Origin of the sequence: Microbulbifer sp. THAF38 (assembly GCF_009363535.1) — a bacterium.
Taxonomy (GTDB): domain Bacteria; phylum Pseudomonadota; class Gammaproteobacteria; order Pseudomonadales; family Cellvibrionaceae; genus Microbulbifer.
In genome coordinates this window covers 3724160-3741680 of sequence record NZ_CP045369.1, presented here as the reverse complement: position 1 = coordinate 3741680, position 17521 = coordinate 3724160, and the positions used below count along the sequence as shown (strand labels likewise).

The 17521-nt window shown below is 49.7% G+C and carries 12 protein-coding genes and 3 tRNA genes; 10 read left to right on the top strand and 5 right to left on the bottom strand.

Features of this window, described 5'->3' with window-relative positions; all coding sequences use genetic code 11:
- Window positions 1-65: 65 nt before the first annotated feature.
- Window positions 66-1637: a multicopper oxidase CueO gene (cueO, locus tag FIU95_RS16215; RefSeq protein ID WP_152454750.1), complete on the top strand. Its 1572-nt coding sequence runs from the start codon at window positions 66-68 to the stop codon at window positions 1635-1637.
- 31 nt (window positions 1638-1668) lie between these two features.
- Here the strand turns inward: cueO and FIU95_RS21555 are convergent, their stop codons facing one another.
- Together FIU95_RS21555 and FIU95_RS16205 are read right to left on the bottom strand one after the other, a co-directional pair.
- Entirely contained in the window at window positions 1669-2730 is a 1062-nt protein-coding gene (locus FIU95_RS21555; protein WP_152454749.1) for an NAD(P)/FAD-dependent oxidoreductase, read from the bottom strand.
- A gap of 407 nt (window positions 2731-3137) precedes the next feature.
- Window positions 3138-3599, bottom strand: a complete 462-nt coding sequence (locus tag FIU95_RS16205; protein ID WP_172975433.1) for a helix-turn-helix domain-containing protein — start codon at window positions 3597-3599, stop codon at window positions 3138-3140.
- 1139 nt (window positions 3600-4738) lie between these two features.
- Here FIU95_RS16205 and FIU95_RS21365 point away from each other — a divergent pair.
- Entirely contained in the window at window positions 4739-7141 is a 2403-nt protein-coding gene (locus tag FIU95_RS21365; RefSeq protein ID WP_152454748.1) for a chitinase, read from the top strand.
- A 172-nt stretch (window positions 7142-7313) separates the two neighbouring features.
- Here the strand turns inward: FIU95_RS21365 and FIU95_RS16195 are convergent, their stop codons facing one another.
- Window positions 7314-8537 carry a hypothetical protein gene (locus tag FIU95_RS16195; protein ID WP_152454747.1) on the bottom strand — a complete coding sequence of 408 codons (1224 nt, stop codon included), beginning with the start codon at window positions 8535-8537 and terminating at the stop codon, window positions 7314-7316.
- A 919-nt stretch (window positions 8538-9456) separates the two neighbouring features.
- Here FIU95_RS16195 and FIU95_RS16190 point away from each other — a divergent pair.
- Both FIU95_RS16190 and FIU95_RS16185 read left to right on the top strand, forming a co-directional pair.
- On the top strand, window positions 9457-10842 hold the full coding sequence (locus FIU95_RS16190; RefSeq protein WP_152454746.1) for an MFS transporter: 1386 nt from the start codon (window positions 9457-9459) through the stop codon (window positions 10840-10842).
- 503 nt (window positions 10843-11345) lie between these two features.
- Window positions 11346-12506, top strand: coding sequence for an NnrS family protein (locus FIU95_RS16185; RefSeq protein WP_152454745.1), 1161 nt, complete (start codon window positions 11346-11348; stop codon window positions 12504-12506).
- Window positions 12507-12563: 57 nt separating this feature from the next.
- Here the strand turns inward: FIU95_RS16185 and FIU95_RS16180 are convergent, their stop codons facing one another.
- Window positions 12564-12986, bottom strand: coding sequence for a GFA family protein (locus tag FIU95_RS16180; RefSeq protein ID WP_152454744.1), 423 nt, complete (start codon window positions 12984-12986; stop codon window positions 12564-12566).
- Window positions 12987-13083: 97 nt separating this feature from the next.
- The gene (locus FIU95_RS16175; protein ID WP_152454743.1) at window positions 13084-13881 is read right to left on the bottom strand and encodes a PhzF family phenazine biosynthesis protein; all 798 of its coding nucleotides are present in this window, start codon (window positions 13879-13881) and stop codon (window positions 13084-13086) included.
- Window positions 13882-14047: 166 nt separating this feature from the next.
- Between FIU95_RS16175 and ubiM the strand changes: the two genes are divergently transcribed.
- From ubiM to rimP, 6 genes are all read left to right on the top strand, one after another.
- Window positions 14048-15217, top strand: coding sequence for a 5-demethoxyubiquinol-8 5-hydroxylase UbiM (gene ubiM / locus FIU95_RS16170; protein ID WP_152454742.1), 1170 nt, complete (start codon window positions 14048-14050; stop codon window positions 15215-15217).
- Between the two features lie 479 nt (window positions 15218-15696).
- Window positions 15697-16095, top strand: a complete 399-nt coding sequence (locus FIU95_RS16165) for a nuclear transport factor 2 family protein (protein WP_152454741.1) — start codon at window positions 15697-15699, stop codon at window positions 16093-16095.
- Between the two features lie 401 nt (window positions 16096-16496).
- Window positions 16497-16573, top strand: a tRNA-Met gene (locus FIU95_RS16160).
- Between the two features lie 40 nt (window positions 16574-16613).
- Window positions 16614-16690 (top strand) — tRNA-Met (locus FIU95_RS16155).
- A 39-nt stretch (window positions 16691-16729) separates the two neighbouring features.
- Window positions 16730-16806 (top strand) — tRNA-Met (locus FIU95_RS16150).
- 247 nt (window positions 16807-17053) lie between these two features.
- Window positions 17054-17518 (top strand): ribosome maturation factor RimP, encoded by a 465-nt coding sequence (gene rimP, locus FIU95_RS16145; protein ID WP_152454740.1) that lies wholly within the window; start codon window positions 17054-17056, stop codon window positions 17516-17518.
- Window positions 17519-17521: the final 3 nt, after the last annotated feature.

The following is a 17521-nucleotide window of genomic DNA, read 5'->3' as shown; positions in this document are numbered from 1 at the left end:
CACTGTTCAAGCAGCACTATAAAAGATCTAACTGCTAATGCCGGGGTTACAAGGAGGTGTTATTCGTGTCTCGTTTATCGCGTCGGGACTTCTGTTTAGGTACCTTGGCGGCTTCTCTATTGACTGGAGCCCATACGAAGGCCCAATCTACTGGCCCCGCAGACTCTTCTACAAGGCCCTTACTGCCAATTCCCCCTGTATTGAGAGCTGACTCATCGGGCAAAGTTGATCTAGTGGCTAAGCCAGCCAAGCAGACTTTCCTGAAAGGAGTAACAACGCCAACCTATGGATTTAATGGGCCCTTTTTGGGGCCGGCTTTGCGCTTCCACAAAGGTGAAACGGTGGTAGCCAATGTACATAACCTGCTAACTCAAAATGTAACTGCACACTGGCACGGGTTAATTGTACCTGGTCATGCCGATGGTGGCCCCTATATGCCCATCAAGCCAGGTCAGACTTGGACTGCAAAACTGCCTATTATCCAGCAGGCGGCGACACTTTGGTTTCATCCCCATCTCTATCCCACTACTGCTGAGCTCGTACTCAAGGGATTGGCAGGGCTTATTATTATCGATGATGAAAATAGTGATGCGTTGCCTCTACCTAAGCGCTGGGGCGTGGATGATATCCCCGTGATTATCCAGGATCGACGCTTCAATAAAGATGGCAGTTTCTTTCATTGCTTTAATGAAATTACTGTTGCCGCCGGTTATTGTGGTGACCACCTACTCACTAATGGCGTGATCAATCCGGTGGTCAAACCTCCCAAAGGGTGGCTGCGTTTCAGAATCCTGGATGGCTCAAATGGTCGCAACTACCGGCTTTCCACTAGTGATCAACGGCCCCTATATGTGATTGCCACTGATGGTGGATTTTTGCCGGAACCGGTAGAGGTGAAAGAACTACCAATTGCTGCTGGGGAGCGCTATGAGGTGATGGTGGATGCCCGCAATGGCCAGCCCTTTGATTTTTTAACCTTGCCGGTGCCCCAGCAGGTGATGCGCCTGCCTCCATTCGATGGACCAGTGGTGTTTCTCAGTGTCTTGCCTAGCAATTCGGAGGGGCAGGGAACCCTGCCTGAGCAGTTGGTCTCAATGCCAGACATACCCACAACATTGCCTCCGGTCAGTCAGCAGTTGGTTATGCAGATGAACCGCCGAAAGATCTCCGATAAGCTAATTGATGCCACAGGCCTGGAGAAAATGGTTAACTCAGGAACAACTGATCCTGCAGTGGTAGCTAAGGTTCTCAAATTGATAACCGAGGCACCGGCTTTGCCACTGAAAGCCCAGCTGACAGCCAATGCGGTCAGTGGTGTTTCCTTTTCATTTACTGAGCCGGGCTTTAAGGTCCCCATTAACAAGGATTTGCGCTGGCGCATTTCAGAAGGCAGCGACACAATGCTGCACCCTGTACATATTCATGGTTGCCAGTTTCGCCTGATCAAGCTTAACGACGCCACTCCGCCCCCGTATATGCGTGGCTGGAAAGATACGGTACCCATATCCAATGCTGGCAGTGCGGAGATCTATGTTCGCTTTCCCCTTGAGGCAATGCCGGATATGCCCTACATGGTACACTGCCACGTTCTCGAGCATGAGGATTCTGGCATGATGACAGAATTTAGTGTGACTTGAGGTGAATTTGTTTGGGGAGAATTTCCTTTTATTAAAACTCCACCACAAACCTGCTAAGTCTCCTTTTAATAAAAGGCAGATGATTGGCGGCAGCCAAGAGGGCGCTAAATTCAATTTTGCTGAGGAAAGATTGCTCAGTGACAATTTTTCTTCCATGTTCAGTGATATCGATGACCTTCCTATCTTCTCGATGACGAAGCGCAGAATATCTATCCAGTTGACCTTCCGCGATACACCGGGCTAACTCGGCCGCATCCGCAATCCCCAGATTCATGCCCCGCCCCCCAACTGGAGAATGGCAGTGTGCTGCATCACCTGCTAGGTGCACTCTTCCTTTGGAGTAGCTCCTTGCTTGGCGGATAGAGATTTTGAAAATGCCCTCCCGTCGTACTTTGTGGATCCTTAGAGGGAGGGGAAATGCCTCCAATGCCTTTTCGCAGCTAGCTACAAAGCGGTATCGATTTTTGCCTATAGGAACTGAAACCACCACAACTCCGGACTTAATCTGAGCTAACGTAAATGTTTGAGGGTGAGGCCAATCATCAACCTCTACATCGGCTATAGACCAAAGTTCTTTTAAGTCGAATCCGGGGTAGGGGATGTTGGCATTCTGTCGAACTACGCTATGAACACCATCAGCGCCGATAATAAGATCGAAGTTTTCCTCCTCGTTGTTAGAGAACTGGGCCACAACGTATTGCGCTTCCTCACGAAAGGTATTGAGCGCAAGTTTATATTCGACCTGCACACCCTTTGAAGCCAGTGATTCTGCTAGGATGGTTTCGGTACGATCCTGGGGTAGACCTAAGATGGTTGGAAAATAAGAGGAGCTGGAGTGCAGGGGCATAGTCAAGGCAAGGTGACTACCTCGATAGATGCAAGCTGTTTGAATGGGTACCCCCTCTTCAATCAATTTTTTGGATACCCCTGAATGGGAGAGTAATTCCAAACTTTTAGAGGTAATTCCAACAGCCCTGCTCAGAGTCGAGGCGCTATCGCGTTTATCTATAATCTTGGCGAATATTTTTCGACGTGCTAATTCCACGGCAAGAGTAAGACCCGTTGGCCCCGCACCGACAATTAGTACCTTCATAGAAACCAGATGCTTTCTCTCTTATTTACAACAATAGTACAGTAATCAGGAGTGGTAGCTGCCACCGACCCTTTATTCCTGGTTAGTGGGGGGCGTAAAATCAGCAATGAATCGACTAGAATCGTTATCCTAGTCAATTAGTGTTGTACGGGAGTAGCATTGATCTTGAAGAGTGCGAATGGGTTTCTGCATCAATCCTTTTGTGACTATGAGTACCTAATCAAGGTCGATCTAAGAGGATATACACTTTAGAGTGGGTAGATCTTAGAGGAAATATCCTTGAAAGAATATAACTATCAGAACATCACTCTACTTCTCATTCGCTAGTAACTAAATAACTAATCAACTAGGTTGCTTGACTGACAGGGAGAAGTAAATCTGGGATTTAGTGATGTTTACCGTGGGCCTTATTTTATTCTTGTCTTTTTTACACAGCAGTCTGGATTTACAGTTTGCTCATCCTCATGTTGCAGATTCATTGCCCCCTTCACAAGATTTTGGAAGTTAGAACACTCCAGCTGGTTGTCTTCGGGGCAATTGGCTAAATGCTTAAAGCCATCGCGCATAGCTACTAGGCGTTGAATATTTTTATCCAGAGCTTCTACTTTTTGAAGCAGCTGATCACGGTCGATATTGGGTTTGTCACTATAAGTGAACATGCAGGCAATTTCGTCAAGCGAGAAGCCGGCATAGCGTGCTAGGGAGATCAAGGAGAGCTGCTCAAGTACACTAGCATGAAAGACTCTGGCGATACCTCGTCTGCTAATGGATTGAATCAAACCCTTTTCTTCATAATATCTAAGAGTCGAAGAGGGAAGCCCGCTAAGCTTGGACACTTGGCGAATATCTATTTCTCGTGGATCACCCATCTGTAACAACCTCAAGCAGACTAGAAGTTGTATCCTAGTTTTCGCTGCTCTCCCTGGCAAGCCTTTAATGCAATGTCTTATTGGCTAGGGGGTAGAGTATGGTTTGTAAAACGACAGTTAAGAGACTTTCCTTTACTTCTTTAGCTTAGACCTGCCAATGAGTGCCGGAGGATAATTAATATTCATTTTTCTGCCTGATTGCTAATTTATTAGCTTAGTTGCTGTTTAGATAAGGCAGATTTTCTTGGGGGTTCGAATCTTTTGTGCTTGAAAGTTAGATTTTGTATCTCTTATTTTTGGCAAGCGTGAAGAGGGGATGCCTACCTGGATTTTCGTATTGCTAAAATAAAGCACCACTATTGTAGCTTAATACTGATAACTTTTTATTTTCCAAGCTTAGTGTTCCTTGTCGGTAGCTCTTCCTTCGAAGTGTTAGCTCTATGAACTAAATATGAGTGCTGGGATTTGCTCTTGGATAGAGCTTATGATGATCCTTTCCTTACCTTGCGCCTCTGCAAATTGGCTTTAAGTGACGCCCGATAACCTATAAATGTGGAGGAAATATGGAAGAAGTTTTTCACCTGCTCTAATTGAAGAAATTTTCTATTGAAGTTGCTGGCTTTCTTGGTTCTGGATTTATTTATTTAAATTAAATTTCTATTTTGCTTGGGCAGGGCTGGCTATTTGTCAGTTATCTGGGTTTTTAAACGGTATTAAAGTTCTTCGCTTTGAGTCTTTTAGGGTACTTTTTGGCTTTTCTAGGCTTTCCGTTTTGTAAAGAATTGTTTTTCATTATGGGAACCATTCCATCATGCCTCAATCGAATCTGCAGTGCTTGTATGGGGCTTTTGCTAGGGCACAGAACAATTTTAAGTATTTGTCGAAAATATTAACTGGTGCAGCTATTTGTACCGAAATAAGAGTAAGCGGGGTTTAGGAATATTATTCCTGTCAGTAAATGAAGGCTCGACTGAAAATATGGGACGTTCGGGTCATATATTATTGATAGAAAAACCGTTGTAGGTTTTATCCACGAATTCTTAATTCATTGTTCCTGAAATAACGCCAGCCGGCTAAGCCACCTCATCGCATATATCAACGTTTTTAATAGAAGCCTAAAAACGAATAGCGGAGATTCTATGAACCACCTTTTTATACGCACTGCCATTGCTTCGGCACTGGTGATTGGTGCCCAGAGCGCGGCTGCCGATCAGCCTGCTGAAGACTATGTGGAAGGCCAACACTACCAAGGGGGCAGTCAAGTCTGTTATGACGGCGATCTTTTTAAAGCTCAGTGGTGGGCTACTGCTGAACAGCGTCCAGCCCAGGCGCTAACTGCGCAAAACACCTGGGATTCCCCTTGGATTTTGGAAGAGGCGGGAGCTTGTGATGCTTCCGGCGGGGACTCGGGAGATAGTAGTAATACTGGCGATTCCGACGATAGTGCCGACAACGGTGATTCTGGCAGCAACGATGACAGTAATAGTTCAGGCTCAGACTCCGGCAATTCCGGTAGTACGGGTGGCTCTGGTAGCTCCGGTTCCAGTGATGTTGCCACTTATCAATCCGGACAAAGCTACCGCAAGGGCAGTGAAGTTTGCTACGCCGGTGATGTTTTCCTTGCTCAGTGGTGGGCCAATGGGAGCGACTTACCTTCTGATGCATTGACCGCACAAAATACATGGGACTCCCCCTGGATCCTCAAAGAGGCCGATGGTTGTGCCGATGGCGGAAGCAATGACAACGACGATGACGGTGATACCGGCGACAGCAACGATGGCAATTCAGGCTCCACGCCGATCTCCCTAAACGTATCCTCCTCGCAATCGCAACTGACTGGTGGCGGTACTGTTCAACTTAGTGCCAGCGCATCCGGTGGCGATAACACACTTAGCTATAGCTGGGCGCAGCTCTCACCGAGCTCCCCCGAAGCGAATATTGCCTCAGGTGCCAGTGCCTCCACTTCTGTGACCCTACCGGCTACGACCTATGATGTGAGTTATGTCTTCAGCCTGATTGTCAGTGATGGCGAGACCACCGAAGAGGCACAGATTACTGTGCAGAATTTCGCTGTCGATACTGGCGATGATGACGATTCCACCGATAACGACAACTCCGGTGGGGCAGTGAATGCGGTGATCTCCGCTTCCGCCAATAGTGTGGGTTGTTCCGGCAGTATCACTTTGAATGGTTCCGAATCCACCGGCGGCAGTGGCATGAGCTATATCTGGAGCCAGACCGGTGGTCCCTCGATCAAGCTCTCCAACTACGTGGGCAGTTCCACCCAGGCGGTCCTGTCTGAGGTGTACAGCAATGTGACTTACACCTTCCAGTTGACGGCTACCGATTCCTCAGCGGCCAGTGATGTTGCGGAAGTGAGCATCAACCAAACCGGTTGTGCCTCTGCCAGTGGTCATGTGATGGGCCTGAGTGAACTCGAGGCGGAGGAGACTACCCGTACCACCGACTCGCTTCTGCAAGAGGTGAAGCATACCGTTGAGACCCGTGATAACAGTATTGTGGAAGCGGTTCAGCCCGGTCGCAATGCCAATCCGGAAAACGTGCAGCGCGTTGAAAGTGTTATATCCGAAGATACCTGGAATTATCTGTTCCCGTTGCGGGCCGAGGAATATACCTACACCAATTTTCTGCGCGCGGTGGCCAAGTTTCCAGCCTTCTGTGGTGAGTACACCGATGGCCGCGATTCCGATGCCATCTGTCGCAAGGTACTGGCGGTGATGTTTGCCCACTTCGGCCAGGAGACTGGTGCCCATGCAGCTGCCTGGGATGAGCCGGAATGGCGCCAGGGTCTTTACTGGATTCGCGAAATCGGTTGGACCGAAGAGACTTCTGGTGGCTATGGTGCCTGTGAATCCAGCAGCAGCTGGGCGGCAGATGTATGGCCCTGCGCCATCAATGCGGATGGTGGCTACAAGAGTTACTTTGGTCGCGGCGCCAAACAGCTGAGCTGGAACTATAACTACGGTCCCTTCTCTCAGGCCATGTACGGTGATATTTACACCCTGTTGGAGAATCCGGAGCTAGTTGCGGATACCTGGTTGAACTTGGCCAGTGCCATCTTCTTCTTCGTATATCCACAGCCTCCCAAGCCGAGCATGTTGCATGTCGTTGATGGTACCTGGGAGCCCAATAGCGTTGATTTGGCGAATAACCTGACCTCCGGTTTTGGTGTGACCACCAATATTGTGAACGGCGCTATCGAGTGTAGTAAGGGTTCAGAGGATTCCCGCTCCCAGAATCGTATAGATTACTACCAAAGCTTCACAGAGTACCTGGGTGTGGATATTCCCGCGGATGAAGAGTTGGGGTGTGCCAATATGGGCCAGTTCGAGACGGGCGGTGCTGCCTCCCTGAATATTTACTGGGATAAAGATTGGGGCTGGTCTGCCGATAACCCCAATAATGAGAGTTTCGCTTGTCAGCTGGTGAACTACCAAACGGCCTACTCAGCACTGAATGAAGGCGACTATGCCAAGTGTGTGGAAGGTAACTTTGATATGACAATCGATTACCAAAATTAAAAAAAAGAGGGGTGTGTTAACGCCCCTGTCAGACCCTTACCCGCTTGCAAAGTGACCCGGTACCATCCCCAACGCCGGGTCACCTTTTTACTACTCCTTTCTCGCGCTTTTCCGTTTTCCCCACCTGTGGATAACTCATAGAGTCAATACTGACAAAATTACACTGATTCACTCACTGGAAAATATGCAGGGTATTGGCGTTGCCAATTTGAATTACAATAGAGTTGCCATCAGTTCCTGACTGTGTGACCTGATTAAAATTGGCGCTGCCGACTTGCAGTAATTCCAGGTTATTGCGCAACCCACTTTGGTTGATTTCTGCAGTATTCAAGCTGCCGATCTGCGCGGAGGTAGTGGTAAGTAAGCTGCCATTTTGTTCCAGTGTAAGACTATTACTCTCTCCCACCTGGAAAGCGGAAAAACGCACATCGATACCCAGCTGAGTGGAAGTGACCGCGTTGTGATTGCCGGCCTGACTGATAAGAGCGCTGCTTAGCAGGGCATTCTGGTTTGCCATTGCGCTGTTATCGCCCCCTTCTTGGTTAATATTAATAACGCCATCCCTGGAGAAGTTTTGATTGCTGGTGGCAGAGTTAAGTATGCCCAACTGAGTGATACTAACCGAGTTGGATCTGCTGACCCATTGGCTGGTTTCCGCAGAGTTTTGTGAGCCTGCCTGTTCTATTCGAGAGGTATCTGTGTTTCCATCAAGTTGAGAAATTTTTGCGAAGTTGTTGCTGCCGACCTGGATGATCGAGCCCACAACGGAAGTACTATCCAACTGGTCCACGCGGCTGCTGTTCTCGGAGCCCACCTGAAAAATATCGGCACTGCTCTCTGAACTTAGGAACTGCAGGATGTTAGCGCTGTTGGCACTACCAAACTGACGGAGGATGCCGCTGCTGTCACTGGTATTTTCCTGAAGGGATCCCGCCGTATTGTGCTCGCCTGTCTGTTGTACCTGTTGGCTACTGGCAGTGACAATGACTTGCTGCGCATTAGCATTATTAGATGCTCCCAGTTGAATTACTGAGTTGCTGCTATCGCTTGTCGTTCCCTGGCCGGCATTGACCTGGTTATTGTCCCCAGTTTGCTCGGTGCTGATGCTGCTAGCGGTGGTGTTTTCCTGAGCGGCTTCGCTGTTGTTCGTCACGCCTACTTGCGTCTGTCTGATAACACTGTTGCTGGTGCCATCAATTTGCAGGGCGTCCACGGTGTTATTTACCCCAATCTGGGTCTGTATGATCAAACTGTTATTGACATCGGAGTCGCCATTATTAGCGGTGGCGCTATTCCCGGTGCCAAATTGATTGAGGATAACAAAGTTATTGTCGGCGAGAGCCCCCCCGCTGATGGCGATAGCCAGTGCGGTGGTGACAAGAGGAGAGATTTTCATGAGATGCTCCTTTACTACAAAGATCTCTGGGTAATGCTAAATCCCTGGCGAAAATCAGCTATTAGATACCCCATTATTGATGGGGCATTCACTAAATTTTAGATCTTGTTTTATAGAGGATGGCTGCGGTTCCGCCATTCTTTCATGAGAAACTTAAGAGTTGGAGAGGAGTATGTACTGTGCTTGGTTTTGTTTGAAATATTGAGGCTGGCTACTAGTGTATTTTTTCTTCAAATAAATTGAGGAAAGAGCGCTCTTTGCTTTTTGTCCTGTAATAGAAAGTCCGACTTCAACGGCTGGCTACTGCTTCCGCCTATGCCCGGCGCCGAAGTCGGGTTACTGCATTGGATCGGCTCTGAATGGAGGATAAGCTTCAGAACTGCACAAAGAACCTTTTCCAAGCCATTGTTAGTGGCATTACTACTTGTCTCTACCTGGATGCCGGTCGTTGGCGGATTTTTTCAACGAAGTGAAATTTACCATTTCCATCCTCTACATTAAGTATTCACTACGTTAATGGCTGCAAGTCTAGAATATTTGTATCTTCACCAGAATGATTTAGCGTGCAGCTGCTAATTCTTTGTAGTCTTACGCTCACTGCTATGTAAGGGTAAACCTCATGATTTTAAGGGGTTACTTGCCTATTTCAGTTTGCTTACATAGGTAAGTGTTGACGATAAATGGATAAGCCGGTATGAGAAAGAAGTATGAAAGTCCTGGGAATAAAGTTTTCTGACTTGATGGTGAATAGCTTGGCTTATGAGAAATATTTCCTGGTAATGCGGTACTAGACTCTCAATTTTTAGCCTAAGCCCACCATTGCCAATTGCAATTATTGTCCAGGGCCAGGAATGATTGCCCACTAAAATCATGAATATATGGGGCTGATGTATCCAAGTGTCGAAAGATTGGAGTATTTATGGCGGTGGCAAAAGATGCACTTTCCCGAAAGCAGATTGTTGCATTAACCGCATTAACTTTCGCGATATTTCTGATTGCCAATGACTTTACAGCCTTTTCTGTGGCAATACCGGCTATGCAGAAGCATTTTCATGCAGATATTTCCACAATGCAGTGGGTGATCAATGGTTATGCCTTAGTCTTTGGCGTATTGATAGTAACCGGCGGTCGCCTGGCGGATATGTTTGGGCGTCGCCGGCTCTTTTTTATTGGTACCAGTATATTTATTTTGTTTTCCCTGCTAGGTGGCTTTGCGGTCAATACCTGGATGTTGTTGGGCAGCCGTGCATTGATGGGGGTGGGTGGGGCCCTAATGTGGCCAGCGATCCTTGGTATGACCTACCAGATAATGCCTGAGAGCAGGGCTGGGCAGGCCGGGGGGTTGATTATGACAGTGTGCGGGTTTGCTAATTCGGTGGGTCCTCTACTAGGAGGTTTTCTAACAGATTTTTTAAGTTGGCGCTGGATATTTTTTATTAATTTTCCCATTGCATTTTTGGCAATGCTGATTAGTTGGCGAGTGATTGATGATGACACTCCAGAGAATGCCGATGAGCAGGTGGACTATGCAGGGATAACTTTCCTATCTGTTTGCTTGTTGGCACTATTGCTGGCGCTGGATCTTGTTGTGGATATGGGGTTGGGGAGTTCTTTAATTATTGGGCTCTTTTTTGTTTCTGTGCTTGCATTTTGCATGTTCGCCTGGGCCGAGGCACACACCGAGCGTAATCCTCTTATTCCCGCGGATGTGGCTACTAATTGGCGCTTTCTTACCGTGGGCATTACAACACTTTTACTCTCGGTTATTTTTGTCTCAATGTTGCTCTATGTCCCTCAGTTTTTGATAAAAGAGTTGAAGTTTTCCGCAGTCTGGTCAGGCGCTGGGCTGCTGCCAGTTATGATGACTTATGGGGTTGTCTCTTATATTGCCGGTAGGCTCTACGCCTTGCTGGGGGCAAAAGTGATCTTATCTGCTGCGGCTATTTTTCTTGGGGGCGGAATGTTCTTGTTATCGAGTTTGCTGGAACATACACGCTATATGCACTTAGTACCGGGTCTGATATCACTGGGGATTGGGCTGGGTCTTTTTTTTCCAACTATCACAACGGCTGCCGTTACAGCCGTTGGCCCTGGCAGGGCCAGTCTTGCTGCAGCGTTGGTTTTTATGTTTCAGATTATTGGTGGGGCGATTGGCCTCGCAATGAATACTACCATTGTCTCTCTGGCTCCGAGCTTATCTGCGGGGATTGATCGTGCATTTTTAGTAAATGCTTATCTAGCATTGTTGGCACTGCTGGTGAGTATCTTGTTTGTGCGTGGAGAGCGCATTGTTCAGAAGGGATAAACCGTTGGCTTGGGTGTGTTTCGCTGATTTGGTCCGAATGGTTATTGGTTTTATAGATAACCATTTTTTGATTTTTTAATAAAAAATCTTGCAGCTCAATTTTATATGGCTCAATTTAATTTAACTTAAAGTGCAACTTTAAGTTAGCGGGCCGGGTAATACCCTATTTTTAAATAGGGTTATAAAATTAAAAAACTATGATCATTTCCTATTAACTAATGGGATTGATTGGGGGAAAATAAGCAGCATGCTCAATCCTTGGAATGGACTCTCAGGCGTTAATTCGCGTTGTGATGAATCATCGGGTCGGCTTTACGCCGAACATTGAGTAGATGCGGGACTTATTGGTGCTGCTTCCTGTGACCCTTCGTTCGTTTTTATCGCCGATGTCGAGGCAGTGGTACTGGCATTGTGCAGTAAGTGATAACTGCGGAGAGAACCATTGTGAAAGCAGGCAATTGTCCCGGGAGAATTAACCTCCCTTTTTTTAAGGAGAACAGACTGTGATACCCATTGTCGACCGCGCGAGTGCGGAATCCATTGCTCCATTTTGGCGCATGCCTTTTCGGCCTTTCTTCTGGGGTGGCGCCCTGTGGAGCATGGTTGCTCTGTTGATCTGGCAGGCTTCTTTGTCCGGCTGGCAATTGCCCGCGCTGCGCGTGGGGATCGCCTGGCACTCCCATGAAATGCTATTTGGCTTTGCGGCGGCGGTGGTGGTGGGTTTTCTTGGCACTGCAATGCAAACCTGGACTGGAATCCCTTCGCCCAAGGGGCCCCAGTTAATGAGCCTGGTGGGCTTGTGGTTACTAGCGCGCCTGGGGTATCTGGTCGCGGCAGTGCCCCTGTGGATGCCGGTAGTAGCTGAAGTATCCTTCTTCCTGTTGGCCGCATTCCTGTTGGGGGCACGAGTGCTGCGTACAAAACAGTGGCGCAATCTGTTTGTGTTGCCCGCTATGCTGGCCTTTGCCGGGCTAGCGGCCTGTCATTGGCTATTGCCCGGTGCACAGAGCCGAGTGGCACTGATGGCTCTGCTTTTGGTGACAGGGATTATTCTGGTCATTGGTGGCAGAGTTATTCCTTTCTTTACTGCGCGACGCTTCCACTTGAGTCCCCGGGAAAAATTACCTCTAGTTGAATGGGGTACGCATATCTCGGTAGTACTGCTGCTACTCAGTGTTGCCTTGGATTTACCCAGAATAGTCTGGGCACTGCTTGCTTTGTCTCTAGGTGTTTTGCAGCTAATAAGAGTGCTGCGTTGGCACCCCACTAAAATCTGGGCTGAGCCTATGGTTTGGTCTCTGCACCTGAGCTATTGGCTGGTGATTTTGGGGTGTTTTCTCGCCGCCCTGGCTTGGAGTGGAGTGGCTCCCGCCTGGCAAAGTCCTGCGCTACACGCTTTTGCAGTGGGTGGCATCGGCGGCTTGATTTTGGCGATGACCAGTCGAGTGAGTTTGGGGCACACCGGTCGTATTCTACAGGCGCCGCGTTTGATGCCGCTGGCGTTTGCCGCGCTGGCCCTGTCCGCTCTGGCCCGTATTTTTTGGGCGCCGGCCCCCAGCGGCTTTCTCGCCGCGATTATTGCCTGGGTGCTTGGCTACTCCCTGTTTCTGATTTACTACACCCCTGTATTATTTCAGCCCAGAGTGGATGGTCATCCCGGCTAAGCCTATAAACAGCATGCGGTGCAGTTTTACTTATTTGTGAGCGGCACCGCGTTTCTTTCAGGAAATATCAACATTATCTTCCTGGGGAAAGCTGCCGAATTTGGGGGCTTTGCTCAGGTCCTTGTCCCAATCCGCTTTGCTGCCCATAAAGATATGTCCTGTGGGCTTGATGGTGATGGGGCTGTTGAGGCTGCCTGCGGGCACCGCCACTAGCCCTGTTTCCTTATCCGCGTAAGGCAGTGCGGAGCCACACTGACTACAAAAGCTTTTTACGTGCCGGGTCGAGGGGAGCCTAAACACCCTAATGTACTCTTCCCCGCTTAACCACTGCAGTTTTGCCGAGGAAGAAAACAGGTTTGCAGCGTGAGCGGAGCCGGTGTCTTTGCGGCAGTGGTCGCAGTGGCAAAGAAAGAAGCTTTCAAACTCCCCCTCTACCTCAAAGTGCACTTCGTCACAGAGACATGAGCCTTTGTGATTCATTTCTACTCCTTTTTTTTCGGGGTTATTTGGGGGCCCTACATATGACATATGGTTGTGGTTTCGCAGGTGATGCCACAAACGTGCCGAATCATAAAAATTATTCGGCTACATCGATGATGCCATTAAGGTATGGCACGGCGTTGCCGGAGATGATTACTCGCTCTTCCTCTAGCTGGCAGTGTTGTAGGCCGCCACGCTTGGAAGCTTGGTGGGCGATCAAACTAGGTTTGCCCAGCTTTTCTCCCCAGTAGGGTGCCAGACCTGTGTGGATAGACCCGGTTACTGGGTCCTCGGCGCCACCATTAGCGGGCCAGAAATACCTGGAAATAAAATCGTACTTCTTTGATTGTGCGGTTACTACTACATCATAGGGAGCGAGCCTAGCCAGCTTGGCAGCATCCTGTTGTAAGCGCAAAATATCTTCTTCTGCGCTGTAAACGGCAAAGTAGGCTTGATTGTTGCGCAGAACCTCTGTGGGTGTGATGGACAGTCCTTCGAGCAGGTCACTGGGAATACTGGCCAGTGGTTGTGGGGGGCGGGAGGGAAAGTCCATGGAGATCAGGCCGTCGCTGTTGCGGCTGATGTGCATATTACCTACTGCCTCGGCGAAGAAATTCAGTCCTTTAAAGTGTGGATGCCTGCGAAATACGACAAAAGCTGAGGCCAGGGTGGCGTGACCGCAAAAATCGATTTCTGTTAATGGAGAAAACCAGCGGATTTGGTATTCGCTGTCGCTACGCCTACGCAAAAATGCGGTTTCCGAGAGATTGTTTTGCGCGGCAATGGACTGCATCAAGGGCTCGCTGAGCCACTCTTTAGTGATGATCACCGCTGCGGAGTTGCCGCCAAACTGGGTGTCGGTGAAGGCGTTGATGATGTCGATTTCGAGCTGCATATACGATTCCTTGTCTGTGCATCTACTCTTTTTTCTGCCTTGCGCTTTCCTGATTTGTATCAGTCGAGTGGCCACTGTTCCAGCATACAGTGCATGTCGAGCGGTGGATAACAAGAGTTTTTCATCGCGAGTCGTAAATGGTTTGGGGTGGTTTAGGGAGTTTGGGATGCTACACACAGATGTCGCGATTGTGGGGGCAGGCCCCGCCGGTATGGCACTGGCGCTTATGCTGGCTGCTCGGGATTGCAGAGTCACCTTGTTGGAGCGTCAGGGTGAAGAAATATTGGCGAGTCCTGCGAACGATGGACGGGAAATTGCGCTCACTCACAAATCCGTAAGGTTGCTGCAGTCCTTGGGAGTCTGGCAGCGGCTCAAGTCCAGCGAGCAGGGCCCGCTGGACTCTGCGCAGGTGGTGGATGGCAACTCTCCCACTTATCTGGATTTCGACACGCGTGGGCGTGGGCCGCTAGGATTTATTGCGCCCAATTATGCAATCCGGCGGGCTCTCTATGACGCGGTACGTGAGGACAGCAATATTCAGCTGCAGACGAATAGTGCGGTTGTTGGCACGCGCTGCGAGGCAGCGCGGCGACTGGTGCAGCTGGATAGTGGGCAGGATATTGCCGCAGCCCTGTTGGTGGCGGCAGACAGCCGCTTTTCAGAGGTGCGCCGCATGGCGGGGATCGGTGCGGATATGCGTGATTTCGGTAGGGTTGCGATACTGGGGGCGGTGCGTACAGAGCGGGAGCACGGTGGCATAGCCCGCGAGTGCTTCCGCTACGGTTCCACTCTGGCTCTGCTGCCTATGTCCGATGCTTATACCTGCTCGGCGGTGGTCACAGTATCCGCAAGTTGCGCCGAGGAAATTATGGCCTATGGCGATGAAGCATTTGCAGCGCACGTGCAGAGGGAGAGTGCTGGGGTGCTGGGGGCTGTAGAGGCGCTCGGCCGGCGACATAGCTATCCGCTGGTGGCCGTCTATGCCCATCGATTTTACGCGGAACGCTTTGCCCTGGTGGGGGATGCGGCTGTGGGGATGCATCCAGTCACGGCTCACGGGTTTAACCTGGGGTTGGCCGGAGCGAAAAGTCTGACCAATCAGCTACACAATGTAACGCGCCTATATCAGTCGGTAGCGCTCTCCCGCGTTCTGTCTCGCTATCAGGTTCAGCATCGCCTGGAGTCGCATCCAATATATACGGGCACCAATCGGCTGGTGGACCTCTTTACCGATGATCGTCTGCCGGCGAAATTGCTGCGCAAGGCTGTATTGCGTATCAGTGAGCATTTCCCGCCGGTGCGGCGAGCCATAGTGCACCAGCTTACCCGTCACTGACCGAAGGCCTATGCGAGTGAATTGTTAGCGAGAAAGGGATGGGATGTGAGGTTGATTTCCGGCTAAGAGGGTAGCCTATTCCTAAGTGGTTTAATTTCGGATCTTGCGGTGGAAGCACTTTGAGAGGCGCTTGCTTACCGGAAGTGCCACCGTGTTGACTGTTATCGAAGTTGATACTGAGGGTCACTTGGTTGAAATGAATGTATTTGCAGGTGGTCGTGAAGAGAACTTTTTTGGGCTAGTTACAAAAGCGGTATATTCATTGCTGATAAGCCGATAAAGGGACCAATACAGGGCTGCTAGGCTTTGGAGGTGTGGCATAGAAGTGTGCTAGAAAATAATGTTAGTGGTAATTACTTCTACAGAGTTGACCCAGCAGAATATTCACGACAGATGTTGCCACTTCCCCATTTTTGTCTGGGTTTGCTGGTTCTGAAGTGAGCTACGTTCCTGCAGGCGTCTAGTTAAGAGGGGGGGGCATGAATTTTGCTGAAGCTAATAAACAACTGGTTCGCGAAGCATTCCGCCCATGGGAGGCGGGCGACAGTGGCCCCCTTTTTGAACTGATTGCCGAGGATGTGTTGTGGACAGTGATAGGCTCTACGCCCGCTTCGGGAGTTTTTCACTCGAAGCGGGCTTTAATAGATAATGCTTTCGCTCCGCTATTAGATAGCCTGGAGGATGGCCTCAAGACAACCTTTGTTGACCTTGCAGCAGAGGGAGAGAAGGTGTTTTTGCGCTTTGAAAGCACCGGCCATGCATTAAATGGCGTGGAATACAAGCAGGCTTACTGCTGGGCTATGGTGATGCGCGATGCGAAAATCGTAGAGATCACCGCGTATTTGGATACTGACTTATTGGCGCGTGTGTTTGCCTAACTGCCGCTCTCTGATTTGGAGGCGGAATAACTACACCGGAGATTGCGGGTAAGCAGGAGTAGTGCTCAACGCTCATCTCTCACTTGTTCCCAAAGTCCCAGCAGGCCTTCTTATCATGTCCTTTGGATTGCCTGCCAAATGCCGTGAATTGCCTTGTAGGTGATTTTACGTGGTGGGTCTAAGTGACTTTCAGGGTTCGTAAGCCCCGGAGCATAAAAGTATCTTCGGGGAGTCAACGGGCCAGAAAAAGGTAGGGGGTTTTACACGAAAGGCGAAAACAAATGCCAATTGTGGCTTGACTCATCGGGATGCTAACCATAGAATGCGCAGCCTCTTGAGTGGTTGGGCTGGTCCCGCCGCAGGGAAACAAAGATCAACCAGGCTTTGTTTCTTGGAGTTGTTGCGGGGTGGAGCAGCCTGGTAGCTCGTCGGGCTCATAACCCGAAGGTCGTAGGTTCAAATCCTGCCCCCGCTACCAATTTTGCTTTTCAGCAAAAACTTTGATGTGCATTTGTTGTTGCGGGGTGGAGCAGCCTGGTAGCTCGTCGGGCTCATAACCCGAAGGTCGTAGGTTCAAATCCTGCCCCCGCTACCAATTTTGCTTTTGGCAAAAACTTTGATGCGCATGTGTTGTTGCGGGGTGGAGCAGCCTGGTAGCTCGTCGGGCTCATAACCCGAAGGTCGTAGGTTCAAATCCTGCCCCCGCTACCAAAATTCAGGTGCCAGTGGCGCTTAGGTCGATGCCCGATGATTTGGGCTCCCTTTTCTTCTCTGGCCGGCATTGCCGAGTGAAAGTCTCAGATTGTTATCTGCTTTCGCTACCAAATTGCATTCATGCATACTGGCTGCATGGATGTGCGGTCAAAGCCCCGTCAGGGGCTTTTTCGTATCTGCAAAAAAAGTTGCAGATATTTTTCGAAGTGGGCCGCAGGCCCATTTTTTGTATGTGGTGACGTAAATGGCGAGCAAACGCGAATTGCTGGAAGAACTTCTGGCGCCGGTGGTGGCATCGCTGGGGTGTGAGCTGTGGGGGATCGATTATCAGACCCACGGCCGCAACGCGCTGCTGCGCATCTATATCGATTCTGAAAATGGCATAGGCGTGGAGGACTGCGAGAAAGTCAGCCGCCAAGCGAGTGCCGTACTGGATGTGGAAGACCCCATTAGCGGTAGATATACCCTGGAGGTCTCCTCCCCAGGTCTCGATCGCCCCCTGTATAAGCTGGAACAATACGAGCGTTTTGTCGGCGCCCAGATAGAGGTACGCCTGCGTATGCCGCTCGACGGCCAGCGCAAATGGCGCGGCCTGCTGGCCGGCGTGGAAGGGGATGAGGTCGTTCTGCGCGTGGATGGCGAAAATGAATACCTGCTGCCGATCGACAGCATCGAGAAAGCAAATATTATTCCCCAATTTACCAAGTAACCT